This window comes from Mameliella sp. AT18 (assembly GCF_028807275.1).
Taxonomy (GTDB): Bacteria; Pseudomonadota; Alphaproteobacteria; order Rhodobacterales; family Rhodobacteraceae; genus Antarctobacter; species Antarctobacter albus.
Genome location: NZ_JARAMO010000315.1, coordinates 15,381 through 29,351 on the forward strand (window position 1 = coordinate 15,381; position 13,971 = coordinate 29,351).

Here is a 13,971-nt window from a genome sequence, read left to right on the forward strand (position 1 = left end):
CCTTAAACTACGGGCGTCAGCCCCGCCTTGGGTCAGGTTTCCCTGACCTTCCGAATCCTTGTTTTGCCCCCCGGTGCGTGCCACGATGAACCGCATTGTTCTGAAAGGAGCTTTTTGATGCGTCGTTTTGCTCTGGGCCTCGCCGCGGCCCTCTTTGGCTTGTCCTCTGCTCAGGCGCAGGAGGCGATGCCGGACCGGCGGTACGTGGTCACCCGGGACATCGACTATGTGGGCAAGGACCTGCAAGAGCTCTTCGACACCACGCTTGATGCCTGCCAGCAGGCCTGCCTGGATGCCGAAGGATGCATCGCGTTCACTTTCAACAGCCGGACGAACGCCTGTTTCCCAAAGACAGAGATAACGGACCGCGCCGCCTACGAAGGGGCGGTGTCGGGGCGCGTCGTCATCACCCCGCCCGAGGTTCTGGCCCGGGCCGAGACCCGGCGCGAAGACCTGGGTTTCCTGCGCGACGGTGACATCGACCGCGCTCGTGCCGAGGCGATGGATCTCGCCGTGCGCCACGGCGGCGGGCAATGGACCGTCCAGGCGTTGCTGGATGCGGCGACCCGGGCGCGTGACGAGGGCAACCTGCGCGATGCGATCCACTGGACCGGTGCGGCGCTGGCGCAGAACGATGATCCGGCGCTCTGGCTGCAGTATGGCCAGTGGTCAACCGACTACCTGCGCGAGGTGCAGGGCGCGGACAAGCACAAGTATGGCCGCCGCGCCTTCCTGGCCTCGATCAATGCCTATCTGCGCACCGGCGACGATGCGCAGCGGATCACTGCGCTGTACGATCTAGCCCGCGCGCTGGAGGCCGACAAGCGCGGCCGCCTGATGATCCCCGCGCTGCGCCTGGCCGAAAGCATCGGCCCCCGCGCCGATGTCTCTGCGCTGCTGGACGATGCCATCGGCAAATACGGCTTTCGCGTCGACGATCACGTTGTCGAGGCCGACAGCGCCACGCCGCGCATCTGCGCCAGCTTCAACGAGCCGCTGGTGCGCGTGGGGCAGGACTATGCGCCCTATGTCAAGCTGCCCGATCCGCGCCTCGCCGTGGTGCAGGATGACGAGCGGATCTGTGTGACCGGCGTCGAGCATGGCAGCCGCTATACCATCACCTTCCGCTCTGGCCTGCCCGCCAAGTCGGGCGAGGAACTGATCCGCGACGTGCCGATCACTGCCTATGTCAGCGACCGCACCCCGACCCTTGGCTTTCCGGGCCGGGCCTACGTTCTGCCGCGCACGGCGGATGCGGGCATTCCGATCGACACTGTCAACCTCGACGAGGTCGATCTGACCCTGCGCCGCGTGTCCGACCGCAACCTGGTGCGCGCGATCCAGGAAAACTACTTTGGCCGCCCGCTGGGCCGCTATGACGAAAACTACTTTGCCCGCGACGTGGCCGAGGAGATCTGGACCGGTACCGGCGTAGTGGAAAACCGCCTGAATGCCGACATGATGACCCGCCTGCCGATGGGTGAGGTCCTGGGCGACCTGCCGGCCGGGATCTATGCGCTGACCGCCGCCGTGCCGGACCCGAAACGCGGTGAAGGACGCCGCGCGACGCAGTGGTTCATCCTCTCCGACATCGGTTTGACGACCCTGCAGGGCACCGACGGCCTGACCGTCTTTGCCCGCGACCTTGGCGACGCCTCGCCGATGGCCGGGCTCGAGGTCTCGTTGCTGGCCGAGGCCAACCGCGTGCTGGAGACCGTGACAACCGATGCCGATGGCGTGGCGCGTTTCGCGCCGGGCCTGTTGCGCGGCAAGGGCGGTACGGCGCCCGCGCTGGTCATGGCCAAGCGGGGCGAGGAAGACCTTGCCTTCTTGTCGCTGACCGATCCTGCCTTTGACCTGTCCGACCGTGGCGTCGCGGGCCGCGCGCCCGCCGGGCCGCTGGATGCCTTCGTCGCCACCGATCGCGGCGTCTATCGCGCGGGGGACGAGGTCAACGTGACCGCCCTGTTGCGGAATGCGCAGGCCGATGCGGTCAACGATGTGCCGCTGACCGCCGTTCTGACCCGGCCTGATGGCGTCGAATACTCCCGCCATATCTCGGACGGGGGGGATGCGGGCGGCCATGTCTTTACACTGCCGCTGGGCCCGACGGTGCCGCGCGGCACTTGGCGGCTGGCCGTCTACGCCGACCCAAAGGGCGAGGCGCTGACCTCGGACACCCTGCTGGTCGAGGATTTCGTGCCCGAGCGCATTGATTTCGACCTGTCGCTGCCCGAGGGGCCGATCAACCCGCTGTCGCCGCCGCTGCTGGAGGTGGACGCACGGTATCTCTTTGGGGCCCCGGGCGCCGACCTGGACATCGAGGGCGAGTTGCGCCTGTCCACCGGCACCCGGCTGGATACCTTCCCCGGCTACCGCTTTGGCCGTCACGACGACAACGCGCTGACCCGGATCGAAAGCTTTGCCGCCGATCTGACCACGGATGCCGCAGGCGCCGCACAGCTGACCCTGCCGATGCCCGACATCGACCCCAAGGGCCGCCCGATGACGGCCACCGCCACCCTGCGCCTGTCCGAGGCCTCGGGGCGTCCAGTGGAACGTCTGATCTCGCGGTCCGTGGCCCCGCCGACCCCGATGATCGGGATCAAGCCAGCCGCCGAGGAATTCGCCGAAAGTGCCGAGGCACGGTTCGAGGTGATCGCCGTGGGGCCGGACCTGCAACCGCAGGAGATGGGGGTCAGCTGGCAGGTCAACCGCGTGCGCACGCGCTACCAGTGGTATCAGAACTACGGCAACTGGTACTGGGAGCCGATGACAACCCGCGAGACCGTGGCCAAGGGCACCGGCACGCTGGGCGCCGACCCGCTGAAGATCGCGGCAGAGGTGGAGTGGGGGCAGTACGAGGTCGTCGTGGAACGCGCCGACGGTGCCTACCTGGCCGCCTCGATGGGTTTTTCGGCAGGATGGTACGCGCCTGCCGATGCTGCCGACGCCCCTGACATGCTGGAACTGTCGCTGGACAAGCCCGCCTATCAGCCGGGCGACAGCGCAACTCTGCGCATGGTCCCGCGCTACGCGGGCAAGGCCGTGGTCACAGTGCTGGCCGACCGCGTAATTTCCATGCAGGCGGTGGACGTGGCCGAGGGGGAAAACACCCTGACCCTGCCCGTGACCGAGGATTGGGGCGCCGGTGTCTATGTCACCGCGCAGGTGATCCGCCCGATGGACGTGACGGCGGGCCAGAACCCGGCCCGCGCCCTCGGCTTGACCCATGCCAGTGTCGATCCCGGCGATGCGAAACTGAAGGTCGGAGTCGACGCGCCTGCCGAGAGCGCCCCGCGTGGGCCGCTGACCGCGAAGGTGCGGATCGACAACGTGACACCGGGTGAGCAGGCCTATGTCACCGTTGCCGCCGTCGACCTGGGGATCCTGAACCTGACGGGCTTCGACACGCCGGACCCGGCGGGTCACTATTTTGGCCAGCGTCGGCTGGGCGTCGAGATCCGCGACATCTATGGCCGTCTGATCGACGGCATGAACGGCGCGATGGGCACCGTCCGGTCGGGTGGTGACGGGGCCGCGGGCATGCGCCTGCAGAGCCCGCCGCCGACAGAGGCGACCGTCGCCTTCTTCTCCGGCCAGTTGCCGGTGGGCGAGGATGGTACCGTCGAGGTCAGCTTTGACATTCCGGATTTCAACGGCACCGTCCGGCTGATGGCCGTGGCCTGGTCGCCCAAGGGGGTCGGCTCTGCCGAGGCGGACGTGCTGGTGCGCGACCCGGTGGTGATCTCGGCCTCGCTGCCGCGCTTCCTGTCGCCGGGCGACGAAAGCCGCCTGCTGCTGGAACTGACCCATGCCAAGGGCGAAACCGGCGAGATGCCCCTGACCGTCACCGCCGATGGCGTGACGCTGGACACCGGCGCCCTGCCTGCGAACGTGACGCTGGGCGAGGGCGAAAAGACCGCGCTGGACATCCCGCTGACCGCGGGCGCCGTGGGCGACCACAAGATCCAGATCGCCGTGATCACGCCAGATGGTCAGCGCCTGACCAAGGACCTGACGCTGGGCGTGCGCTCGAACGATCCGGACGTGGGCACCACCCGCCGCATCCAGTTGGCCGCAGGGCAGACCTTTACGCTGGACGATCAGGTCTTTGCGGATCTGCAGCCTGCCGGTGCCTCGGCGATGGTCTCGGCCGGTCCGCTGGCGCGCTTCGATGTGCCGGGCATGTTGGCCTCGCTTGACCGTTATCCCTATGGCTGCACCGAGCAGGTGACATCGAAGGCTCTGCCGCTGCTCTACATGTCCGCGATTGCCGAGCCTCTGGGCCTGGGCGACACGGACCGCATCGACCTGCGCATCGAGCAATCCATCGCCCAGGTGCTGACCCGACAGGCATCCAACGGGGCCTTCGGGCTCTGGGGCGCGTGGTCGGGTGATTTCTGGCTGGACGCCTATGTGACGGACTTCCTCAGCCGCGCCAAGGCGGGGGGTTACGAGGTGCCGGACACGGCCTGGCAGAACGCGCTCGACAATCTCAAGAACCGGATCGCCTATGCGCCGGACTTCGACAACGGCGGGCAGGACATCGCCTATGCCCTGATGGTCCTGGCGCGAGAGGGTGAGGCCGCGATGGGCGACCTGCGCTATTACGCCGACGAAAAGGCGGCGGATTTCGCAACGCCGCTGGCACAGGCGCAACTGGGCGCCGCGCTGGCCAGTTATGGCGACCAGCCGCGCGCAGATGCCATGTTCGGCCGGGCCGCCGCCCGTCTGCTGGCCACGCCGGTGCCGACGAAACAAGGCTATCGTTCGGACTATGGCAGTTCCCTGCGCGACGCGGCGGGCCTGCTGGCCCTTGCGGTCGAGGCGCGGTCTGACCGGTTTGACCGCAACGACGTGGTGCGGCGGATTTCCTCTGTCGACCGTCCGCTGTCGACGCAGGAAAAGGCCTGGGCGCTCTTGGCGGCACACGCGATGGTGCAGGATCCGACCGTCTCGGGGCTTGCCCTGAATGGAGAGCCGCTGTCCGGTCCCTTCGTGCGCCGGGTCGAGGCCGAGGGGTTGGAGCCTGTGAGCTTGACCAACACCTCTGACAAGCCGACCGACATCACCCTGACGACCCTTGGCAAGCCATTGGGCGCGACCGAGGCGACGGGGTATGGCTATGCGCTGACCCGCGAGTATTTCACGCTGGAGGGCGAGCCGGTTTCGGAAATCCGCGCGGGCGACCGCATGGTCGCCGTGCTGACCATCAAGCCTGCGGAAAAGACGGGCGCGCGCCTGATCCTGGACGATGCGCTGCCGGCGGGGTTCGAGATCGACAATCCCAGCCTGCTGCGCTCGGGCGATATCCGGGCGCTCGACTGGCTGGAACTGGCCAGCGCCGAACACACCGAGTTCCGTGCCGAGCGTTTCCTGGCCGCCATCAACCAGGAGTCGGACAAGCCGTTGAAGCTGGCCTATATCCTGCGGGCGGTCTCGCCCGGCACGTTCCACCACCCGGCGGCGCTGGTCGAGGACATGTACCGGCCCGAATACCGGGCGGTCACCGCTTCCGGCAGCGTGACGATCCTGCCATGAGCGGCGAGACGGTAGCGACGATCCACTGGCGGGCGCTGGACCGCGACGGGGAAGACAAGTGCCGCCTGGCGCGGCTTGACCAGGGCTGGATGCTGGTCGGTCACGCCCGGTTCCGCGATGCCACCGGCTGGGCCGCGCTGGACTACGTGATCCGCGTCGGCGCGGACTGGTGCACCACCAGCGCCGACATCACCGGCGACTACGGCGGCGACGCCGTCGCGCTGCGCCTAGCGCGGGGTGAGGATGGCTGGACCGTGAACGAGGCTCTGCGCCCCGATCTGGCAGGGGCCGAGGACGTGGACCTGGCCTTTACCCCCGCGACCAACCTGATGCCCTTGAACCGCGTGCCAGAAGTCGGGCGGCTGGAGACGACATCGGCCTGGCTGCGCTTTCCCGGCCCGCAGGTGACACCGCTGACACAGGCCTACACCCGCGAACGCGGCGGGCTGGTGCGTTACGAGGCGCAGGAAACCGAGTTCGAAACCCATCTGTCGGTCGATACCCACGGCTTTGTCACCCGTTACCCGGGCCTCTGGGAGGCGGATGTGTGAAACGGCTTGTCGTACTCGTCGTGCTGCTGTGGTCGGCGGCCTTCGCGCGCGACCGGTTCGACGATTTCATCGACGCCACGGAGATTCCGGTGCTGGTTCACGCGACCTCGCCAGAGGTTCGGGACCGTAACGGACATCTTCTGCGCGCCTACACGATCGAAAACGGGCTCTGGCGCTTGGAGGTCTCTCCGGACCAGGTCGACCCGCTGTTCTTCGAGATGCTGGTCGCCTACGAGGACAAGCGGTTCTACAGCCATCCCGGTGTCGATCTGCGCGCCACGATTCGGGCTGCCGGGCAGGCGATCCGGCATGGAGAAATCGTATCGGGCGCCTCGACACTGACGATGCAGGTGGCGCGGTTGCTGGAGGACGGCACCACGGGGCAATGGCGCGGCAAGCTGCGGCAGATGCGGCTGGCGCTGGCGTTGGAACGGCGCTTGGACAAGCAAGAGATCCTGGCGCTCTACCTGCGGCTTGCGCCTTATGGCGGCAACGTCGAGGGGCTGCGCGCCGCCTCGCTGATCTGGCTAGGCAAAGAGCCCGCGCGGCTGACACCGGCCGAGGCGGCGCTGCTGGTTTCGCTGCCACAGGCCCCCGAGAGCCGCCGCCCCGACCGCCACCCCGAGGCGGCGCGGAATGCCCGCAACCGCGTGTTGCAGCGCATGGCCGGCGCCGGGGTGATCCCGATGGAGGCGGCGGAATCCGACAGTCTGGACCCGGCCCCCCTGGGCCGTCAGCCGATGCCGCAACTGGCCCCGCACATGGCCGACCGGGCGGTGGCGATGGGACCGGGCCGCCACGACCTGACGCTGGACCGGGATTTGCAGGCCGGGTTGGAGAAGCTGGCCCGGAGGTACATGTCGGGCCGGGGTGAAAAGCTGTCGGTTGCCCTGGTGCTTGCGGATCACCAGAGCGGCGAAATCCTCGCTTCGGTCGGGTCCAAGGATTATACCGACATGGCCGCGCAGGGCTTTGTCGACATGACCACCGCGCAGAGGTCGCCGGGCTCGACGCTGAAACCGCTGGTTTACGGGCTGGCCTTCGATCGCGGGCTGGCCCATCCCGAGACGCTGATCCTGGACACGCCGGTCCAGTTCGGAACCTATGCGCCGCAGAATTTCGACGGCGAATACCGGGGAGAGCTGCCGGTACGCCGGGCGCTGCAACTGTCGCTGAACATCCCCGTCGTCCGCCTGACAGAGGCGCTGGGCCCGGCGCACCTGATGGCGGCGCTGGAACGGGCGATGGTCGATCCGGGTGTGCAGGGCGGTGCGCCGGGGCTGGCGCTGGCCTTGGGCGGCGTTGGCCTGACGCTCGAGGAGATGGTGCAGCTATATGCGGCGCTGGCACGAGGCGGCGAGGCGATCCCGTTGCGGTGGCGGGCCGGAGTGGACCCGGACAAGGCACCGTCGCAGCGCGTTCTCAGCCGCACCAGCGCCTGGCAGGTTGGCAACATCCTCGCCGACCTGCTGCCGCCCCCCTCGGCGGGGCCACCGGGGCGCGTGGCTTACAAGACAGGCACATCCTACGGGCATCGCGATGCCTGGGCATTGGGTTGGACCGGGCAGCACGTGGCGGGGGTCTGGATCGGGCGGCCCGACGGCACGCCGGTGCCCGGCGCCTTTGGCGGCGACCTGGCGGCGCCGCTGTTGTTCGAGGCGCTGGGCCGCGTCGAAAGCCGGTTCGAACCCTTGCCCCCGCCGCCGCCTGAGACGCTGCTGGTCAGCCGCGCGCAATTGCCCGAAACGCTGCAGCGTTTCGGCCCGCGCGACACGGTGGCCGAGCTGAAACTGACCTTCCCGCCCGAGGGCGCGCGGCTGGCGGCGACCGGGCTGGGCGTACCGATCAAGCTGCGTGGCGGTGTGCCGCCCTACACGTTGCTGGCGGATGGCGCCGTGTTGGCGACCGGTCTGCAAAGGCCCGAGTTCTTTGCTCCGCTCGCGGGGCCGGGATTTACGACCCTGTCGGTGATCGACGCCAAGGGGGCCGCGGGGCGGGTGTCGATCGAGTTGCGGTAGGGGCGGTTTCGCCGCGCGATGCGCGGCGACCGGCGCGGGCTGCGCCCGCGTATCGGGGGCTCTGCCCCCCGCCTGCGGCGTCCCCCAGAGGTATTTTTCTGCCCAAAGAAACAGGGGTCTGTGCAGGATGTGCCAGTCCTGCGCATCGATGTGATTCGGCGAAGCTTTGCCGTCTGATTCGGATCGGCAATTCCCCGCGCACAAAATGGCATTGACGTGCTAGAATCACCCAAAAGGTCCGAGCAGACGGAGCAAAACATGGCACAGGTGCTGTGGCGGCTGGCAATGGCCGCCGTCCTTCCGGTTTTCGCAGGCATGGCCCAGGCGGCGCAGATCACCCTGTCGGAAGGGCAGGACATGGGCTGTCAGTTGCGCATCGACGGCGAGATCGTCAGCGGCGATGCCGAGGCGTTGCGGGCCATCCTGGAAGACATGCCCTGGCCCGATGGCACCAGCCCGGTGGGGCAGCGCATTTGCCTGGACAGCCCCGGCGGCTCGCTGATCGAGGTGGTGCGCATGGCGGATATCGTCAAGACGCGTTTCATGGGCACCGCCATCGCCGAGGGGGCCACCTGCGAGAGCACCTGCGCCCTGCTGTTCCTGTCCGGGCGCTTTTCGCATCCGGAATCCGATGGCGCGGCCATACCCGACCGGGTCCTGCATCCGCGCGGGACACTTGGCTTTCATGCCCCGGCGCTGGTGGAGGAAGACCGCAACTATAGCCGGGACGAGGTCAACGCGGCCTATGCCCGGGCCCTGGGCAGCATGGGTGAGGTCTTGCGCGTCACCTCGGACATCCCCGAGTCGCTGTTCCTGACGATCCTGAACACGCCGGCCAGCGACATGAGTTACGTCGAGACGGTGGAACAGGCGGCGCGCTGGCAGATCGAGGTAGCACCGGTGTCCCTGACAGCCTCGGACATCGAATCCTCGTTGCGGTTTGCCTGCCTGAACGGCGACGGCGGCATGCTGGATCAGCGCGCGTCGGACAGTTACCTCTATGGCTCTGCCAACCTGCCTTTCACCTTCGGCAACCTTGGGCCGGACCGGGCACAGGTGACGTCGCGCGGCGGCTTCCGGGCCGAGGACTCGGCCAATTGCGAAATGACCTTGCGGGCCGACAGCGATCCCCTGGACAGGATAGGCTATCTTGTCATGGATGGCGCGGGCGCCAACGAGATCTCGCGTCGCGAGGTCTATCCCTACATGTTCCACGATCCGCGCCTGCCACTGTCCGCGCTGCCGGTGGTGCGCAGCCCGGCCGAAACCGGCGAGCAGATCTTTTTCGCCGCGATCCAGGCGGCTGCGCGCGCGGAACTCTCCGAGGTCGAGATCCGGTCCTGCTGGCTGCTGAACCCTGAGGCGCGGATCGTCAACGTCAACGAATACGTCAACCTGCGCGGCGGACCGGGGTTCGAGGCCGAGGTGCTGCGGCAGGTGCCGCTGGGGGAAAGGGTGCGGGTGATTGCCACCCAGGACCTGCGGACGCCCGAAGGCGGTGACAGGGCGCGCAGTTGCATGAAGGCCTGCAATAACCTGGCGCTGGACAACGGGGACGCGGACCTGCGGGCCCAAGTGGACCGTTGCATCGAGGGCAATGTCTTTTGGTACGAGATCCGCGACGGATCGGGCACCGCCGGTTACGTCAGTCGCAAGTTCCTGGCGGATTGATCGGGTCGCTGGCGGTTGCGCCGCAGCACATTCCCGGCTTCGTGTGATTCCGGAGCCGTGCTAGCCTTTGGACTGTATTTCGCAGCACGAGCCCCGATATGACCAGCGCGCTTCGCCTCCTCCTCCTTGCCGTCTTCTGTTTCCATGTCCTGACCGGGACCCGGCCCGCCTCGGCGGCGACCATCACCCGGGGTGGCGATGCGGTCATGGGGTGCCGGATCTCGATTTCAGGGCAGATCGAGGAGGGCGATGCGGATGCCCTGCGCGCCCTGCTGGATGAAATCGGCTATACCGCCGATTACTCGCCGGTCGGACGCCGCATCTGCCTGGATTCCCCTGGTGGAGGCTTGCGCGGGGCGCTGGCGATGGCCGACCTGATCGGGGAGCGTGCCTATGGCACCGCCGTACCCGCAGGCGCTGCCTGCGAAAGCGCCTGCGCCGTCATTTTCCTGGCGGGCCGCTACCGCCATCCCGAGGCGGGCGGCGCCCATAGCAACGACAGGCTGCTGCATCCGCGGGGCAGGCTGGGCTTTCATGCGCCCTCTCTGTTGCTGGGGGAGCGCGCCTATACGCGTGACGAGGTCGATACCGCCTATGCCATCGCGCTCGACAGCATGGCGGGGGTGTTGCGGCACCGTGCAGACATGGGCACAGCGATCCCGGATTCCCTGTTCCTGGCGTTGCTGGGCACGCCGCCCTTCGAGATGACCTATGTCGAGACGGTCGGTCAGGCCGCGCAGTGGGAGATCGCTGTGGCGCCGGTGGCCTTTCCCTCCGGCAACGCGCAACAGGCGCTGAGCAATCTCTGCTGGCACGTCGATTCCGGCCTGATCGATTATCCGCTTCAGTCGGAGCCGAGGCCGCTCGATTTCACCTACGAGGATATCGACGATACATCGGTTTACGCCCTCAGCAACCGCAGGTTCCGCTACGAGGGCTCTGCCCGCTGTGAACTGCGCATCTTCGGAGATTACGGACCTGTCCGCTACATGGGCGGGGCCTCTTACACCGGCGGCGCAACCGATCAGGACATCAGCGGGCAGGCGTTTCCCTACATGCTGTACCCGCCGGACACGCCCATCGCGGATCTGCCGGTCTGGGCCGAGGGGGATGACGCCCATGTCCGCGCCTTTTTCCGCGCGGTTCAGGATCCCGGATCGGCTGGTGGCGCTGTCGGCGGGTTCAACAACTGCCGCCTGGCCAGCACCTCGGCCCGGGTCATCAACGTCAATGAATTCGTCAACCTGCGCGCCGCACCCGGCCTGCGCGCGCCCATCGTCGGGCAGGTGCGGCTGGCGGACCGGGTGCAGGTGCCCGACACCGGTCGCCTTTTGCCCCTGCGTGACAGTGAACGCGGACAGGAGTGCCTGAATTTCTGCCGTGCGCTGACCGAATACCCGTCATCAGAGGACGTCCGGCGCCGGGCCGAAGGCTGCATTGCCGAGAACATGCTGTGGTACCAGGTCGTCGCGCCAGACGGGAACACGGGGTTCGTCAGTCGGCATTTCCTGGCCGAGTGACTGACGGATAATCTGACTTGCGGTGCCCGGTCAGGCTGGCTTCCCTGAGGCAGAGGCGACATGAGCAGGAGAGACAGGATGCGAAAGATCCTTTGGGCCGGAGTTTTGGGGATGGTGTGTTCGGCCTCGATGGCCGGCGCGCAGGCGCGGGGCACGGCCCAGCCGATCCCGGATGCCACCTGGGCCGCGATGCAGGGTGTCAGCTGGCACGCGAACCTGCCGTGTCCGGCGCGCGAAGACCTGCGCCTGCTGACCGTGCCCTACGTGGATTTCAAGGGTCGCACCCGGCAGGGAGAGCTGATCGTTGCCGCCGATGTGTCCAGGGACATCCTGGACATCTTCGCCGATATTCACGCCGCCGGGTACCCGATCCAGAGCATGCGGCTGGTGCATCACTTTCGCGGAGATGACGGGTTTTCGATGGCGGCCAACAACACAAGCGCCTTCAATTGCCGTGTCGTGGCGGGGACTTCGCGTCTGTCCCAACATGCGCTTGGCCGCGCCATCGACATCAACCCGGTGCAGAATCCCTTTGTCACCGGCGGTCGCACCTCGCCTTCTGCGGGGGTCGACTACGACGATCCGGGAGAACGGGGCGCACGGCCCCGGGGGGTGATCGTTGCCGGGGATGCCGTGGTGACAGCCTTCAGGAAACGCGGCTGGGGCTGGGGCGGCGACTGGACCTCGATGAAGGATTACCAGCACTTCTCTGCCACCGGGAACTGAGAAGACAGCGGATAACCGCGCCCCGGCGGTTGAGGTCGGGGATACCGTTATTGAATGACCGCGCGTGTCGGTGCCCAATGGATGACAGGTTGGCAGACCAGTCTGTCCCGTTTTTCCGCACCGGGCCGCGCCCGGCTATTTTCAAAGGAAACAGATATGAAATCGAATTTTATTAATCGCCTCGCAGGGGCGGGTCTTGCCGCCCTCCTCGCCTTGACCGTCTCCGGCGCAGCCGAAGCCCAGCAGTGGGTATCGCGGCATGGCATGACCAGCGCGCAGTACCAGTCTTGGTTCGACACCTACAAGGCGCAGGGCTATCGCCTGGCCGACATCGACGCCTACAGCGTGGGCGGCAAGGGCTATTACGCCGCCATCTGGTCGAAATCCGGCGGTGGCGCCTGGGTTGCGCGTCACGGGCTGCAGGCGCCCGCCTACCAGCAGACCTTCGACAACCTGACCGCCAAGGGTTATGCCCCGGCCTTCATCGATGCGATGAGCCTCGGCTCCGGGCTGTTCGCGGGGTTCTGGCAAAAGTCGGGCGGTGCCTGGGTCGCGCGGCACGGATTGTCAGGCCAGAAATACCAGCAGGAATTCAACAAGTGGGTCGGGCAGGGCTACCGGCTGGTGGATGTCACGGGTTACTCGGTGAACGGTCAGGCCCGCTATGCCGCGATCTGGAAGAAACAGGGCGGCAGCGCCTGGCAGGCGCGCCACGGCATGAGCAGTGCCAGCTACCAGCAGACCTTTGACGCGATGAAGGCACAGGGCTATCGTCCGGTGCACGTTGACGGCTACACGGTGAACGGCAAGCCTTACTTCGCGGCCATCTGGGACAAGGGCAAGGGCGGCTGGGTCGCCCGGCACAATCTGACCTCGTCGCAATACCAGGCAGAATTCGACAAGTGGGTCGGTCAGGGATACCGCCTTGTGGATGTGTCGGGCTACGAGGCCGGCGGCAAGGCCCGATATGCCGCCATCTGGCACCGCTGAGCAGGCGCCACAACGTCAGGGGCGCGGTGTCAGTCCGCCTCGCCCTTGTCTGCGCCAAAGACCAGGCCCGCATGCCGTTCCAGGTAGATGCGCAGCCAGGGCGTGAACCGATCCGGCGTCTCGCGCACTTCGGCCTCCAGATCGCGGCGCGGGACCCAGCGGATGTCCATGACCTCCTCGGGGTTCGGTGCCAGCGTCATCCCGGGCCCCGCTTCGGCCCGAAAGATCTCGACCACCTCGTGTTCGATCATGCCGCCGCCCACTCCGGCCCGGTATTCCACCTGTCCCATATGATGGGGCACGACGCCCGTGATGCCCAGTTCGTCCTGCAGCCGCCGCATCGCGCAGGCGGCTGCGGTTTCGTCCCAGTCGGGGTGGGTGCAGCAGGTATTCGCCCAAAGCCCGGGTGTGTGGTACTTGCTCAGGGCCCGGCGCTGGATCAACACTTGGTCCCCGCGGGTGACAAAAACTGACACGGCCTTGTGTTTCAGGCCGCGTTCGTGGGCTTCCAGCTTTTCCACCGGTTGCAGGGTGCCATCCACCCAGGCGGGGATCATGATCGTCATGGCAGTCCGGGGCTTGGCCCCTCGTGATGGGTCAGGATTGATCACTTATAGCGGCAGGGGCGGGGTCTTTGCACGCCGAAACAGCGCGGCCCCTCGTTCACCTCCGGAAAACCGGACTGTGCCATGCTGCCCCGTGCCCCTAGGCTGCATGGGCATTTGCCTGTGCCGGGACAGTCCGGCCGGGCCCCGAAGATTGAGACCGGAGACGACCGATGGATTTCGACGCGCTGTTCGCTGCCCAACTGGACAACCTCAAGGCAGAGGGCAACTACCGCGTCTTCGCCGAGCTGGAGCGGGACTGCGAGACCTTCCCCAAGGCCCGGCGCCGGGCCGTGGGGGGGGCGCAGGATCTCACTGTCTGGTGTTCGAACGACTACCTCGGGAT

The 13,971-nt window shown here is 67.2% G+C and carries 8 protein-coding genes and 1 pseudogene; 8 read left to right on the forward strand and 1 reads right to left on the reverse strand.

What is annotated here, in order from left to right; all coding sequences use genetic code 11:
• The first annotated feature begins 117 nt into the window (after positions 1-117).
• The 7 genes from PVW46_RS26725 (at position 118) to PVW46_RS26755 (ending at position 13,020) form a co-directional block, all read left to right on the forward strand.
• Positions 118-5,544: an alpha-2-macroglobulin family protein gene (locus PVW46_RS26725; RefSeq protein WP_069211249.1), complete on the forward strand. Its 5,427-nt coding sequence runs from the start codon at positions 118-120 to the stop codon at positions 5,542-5,544.
• The gene (locus tag PVW46_RS26730; RefSeq protein WP_043143091.1) at positions 5,541-6,095 is read left to right on the forward strand and encodes a putative glycolipid-binding domain-containing protein; all 555 of its coding nucleotides are present in this window, start codon (positions 5,541-5,543) and stop codon (positions 6,093-6,095) included. The genes PVW46_RS26725 and PVW46_RS26730 overlap by 4 nt, the downstream gene beginning before the upstream one ends.
• Complete coding sequence (gene pbpC / locus PVW46_RS26735) at positions 6,092-8,113, forward strand: penicillin-binding protein 1C (protein ID WP_069211250.1); 2,022 nt, start codon at positions 6,092-6,094, stop codon at positions 8,111-8,113. Before PVW46_RS26730 ends, pbpC begins: the two co-directional genes overlap by 4 nt.
• A gap of 258 nt (positions 8,114-8,371) precedes the next feature.
• Complete coding sequence (locus tag PVW46_RS26740; RefSeq protein WP_069211251.1) at positions 8,372-9,784, forward strand: SH3 domain-containing protein; 1,413 nt, start codon at positions 8,372-8,374, stop codon at positions 9,782-9,784.
• Positions 9,785-9,882: 98 nt separating this feature from the next.
• Positions 9,883-11,304: an SH3 domain-containing protein gene (locus PVW46_RS26745; protein WP_069211252.1), complete on the forward strand. Its 1,422-nt coding sequence runs from the start codon at positions 9,883-9,885 to the stop codon at positions 11,302-11,304.
• 78 nt (positions 11,305-11,382) lie between these two features.
• On the forward strand, positions 11,383-12,030 hold the full coding sequence (locus PVW46_RS26750; protein WP_069211253.1) for a M15 family metallopeptidase: 648 nt from the start codon (positions 11,383-11,385) through the stop codon (positions 12,028-12,030).
• Positions 12,031-12,186: 156 nt separating this feature from the next.
• Positions 12,187-13,020, forward strand: a complete 834-nt coding sequence (locus PVW46_RS26755; protein WP_069211254.1) for a hypothetical protein — start codon at positions 12,187-12,189, stop codon at positions 13,018-13,020.
• A gap of 29 nt (positions 13,021-13,049) precedes the next feature.
• Here the strand turns inward: PVW46_RS26755 and idi are convergent, their stop codons facing one another.
• On the reverse strand, positions 13,050-13,586 hold the full coding sequence (idi, locus tag PVW46_RS26760; RefSeq protein WP_043143099.1) for an isopentenyl-diphosphate Delta-isomerase: 537 nt from the start codon (positions 13,584-13,586) through the stop codon (positions 13,050-13,052).
• 212 nt (positions 13,587-13,798) lie between these two features.
• Between idi and PVW46_RS26765 the strand changes: the two are divergent.
• Positions 13,799-13,971 (forward strand): annotated as a pseudogene (locus PVW46_RS26765) (5-aminolevulinate synthase); the annotation flags it as partial.

What these genes read in the sequence shown, in the direction of transcription:
- PVW46_RS26725 (WP_069211249.1), top strand. Translation starts at nt 118, where the DNA reads ATGCGTCGTTTTGCTCTGGGCCTCGCCGCGGCCCTCTTTGGCTTGTCC.
- PVW46_RS26730 (WP_043143091.1), top strand. Translation starts at nt 5,541, where the DNA reads ATGAGCGGCGAGACGGTAGCGACGATCCACTGGCGGGCGCTGGACCGC.
- PVW46_RS26740 (WP_069211251.1), top strand. Translation starts at nt 8,372, where the DNA reads ATGGCACAGGTGCTGTGGCGGCTGGCAATGGCCGCCGTCCTTCCGGTT.
- PVW46_RS26745 (WP_069211252.1), top strand. Translation starts at nt 9,883, where the DNA reads ATGACCAGCGCGCTTCGCCTCCTCCTCCTTGCCGTCTTCTGTTTCCAT.
- PVW46_RS26750 (WP_069211253.1), top strand. Translation starts at nt 11,383, where the DNA reads ATGCGAAAGATCCTTTGGGCCGGAGTTTTGGGGATGGTGTGTTCGGCC.
- PVW46_RS26755 (WP_069211254.1), top strand. Translation starts at nt 12,187, where the DNA reads ATGAAATCGAATTTTATTAATCGCCTCGCAGGGGCGGGTCTTGCCGCC.
- idi (WP_043143099.1), bottom strand. Translation starts at nt 13,586, where the DNA reads ATGACGATCATGATCCCCGCCTGGGTGGATGGCACCCTGCAACCGGTG.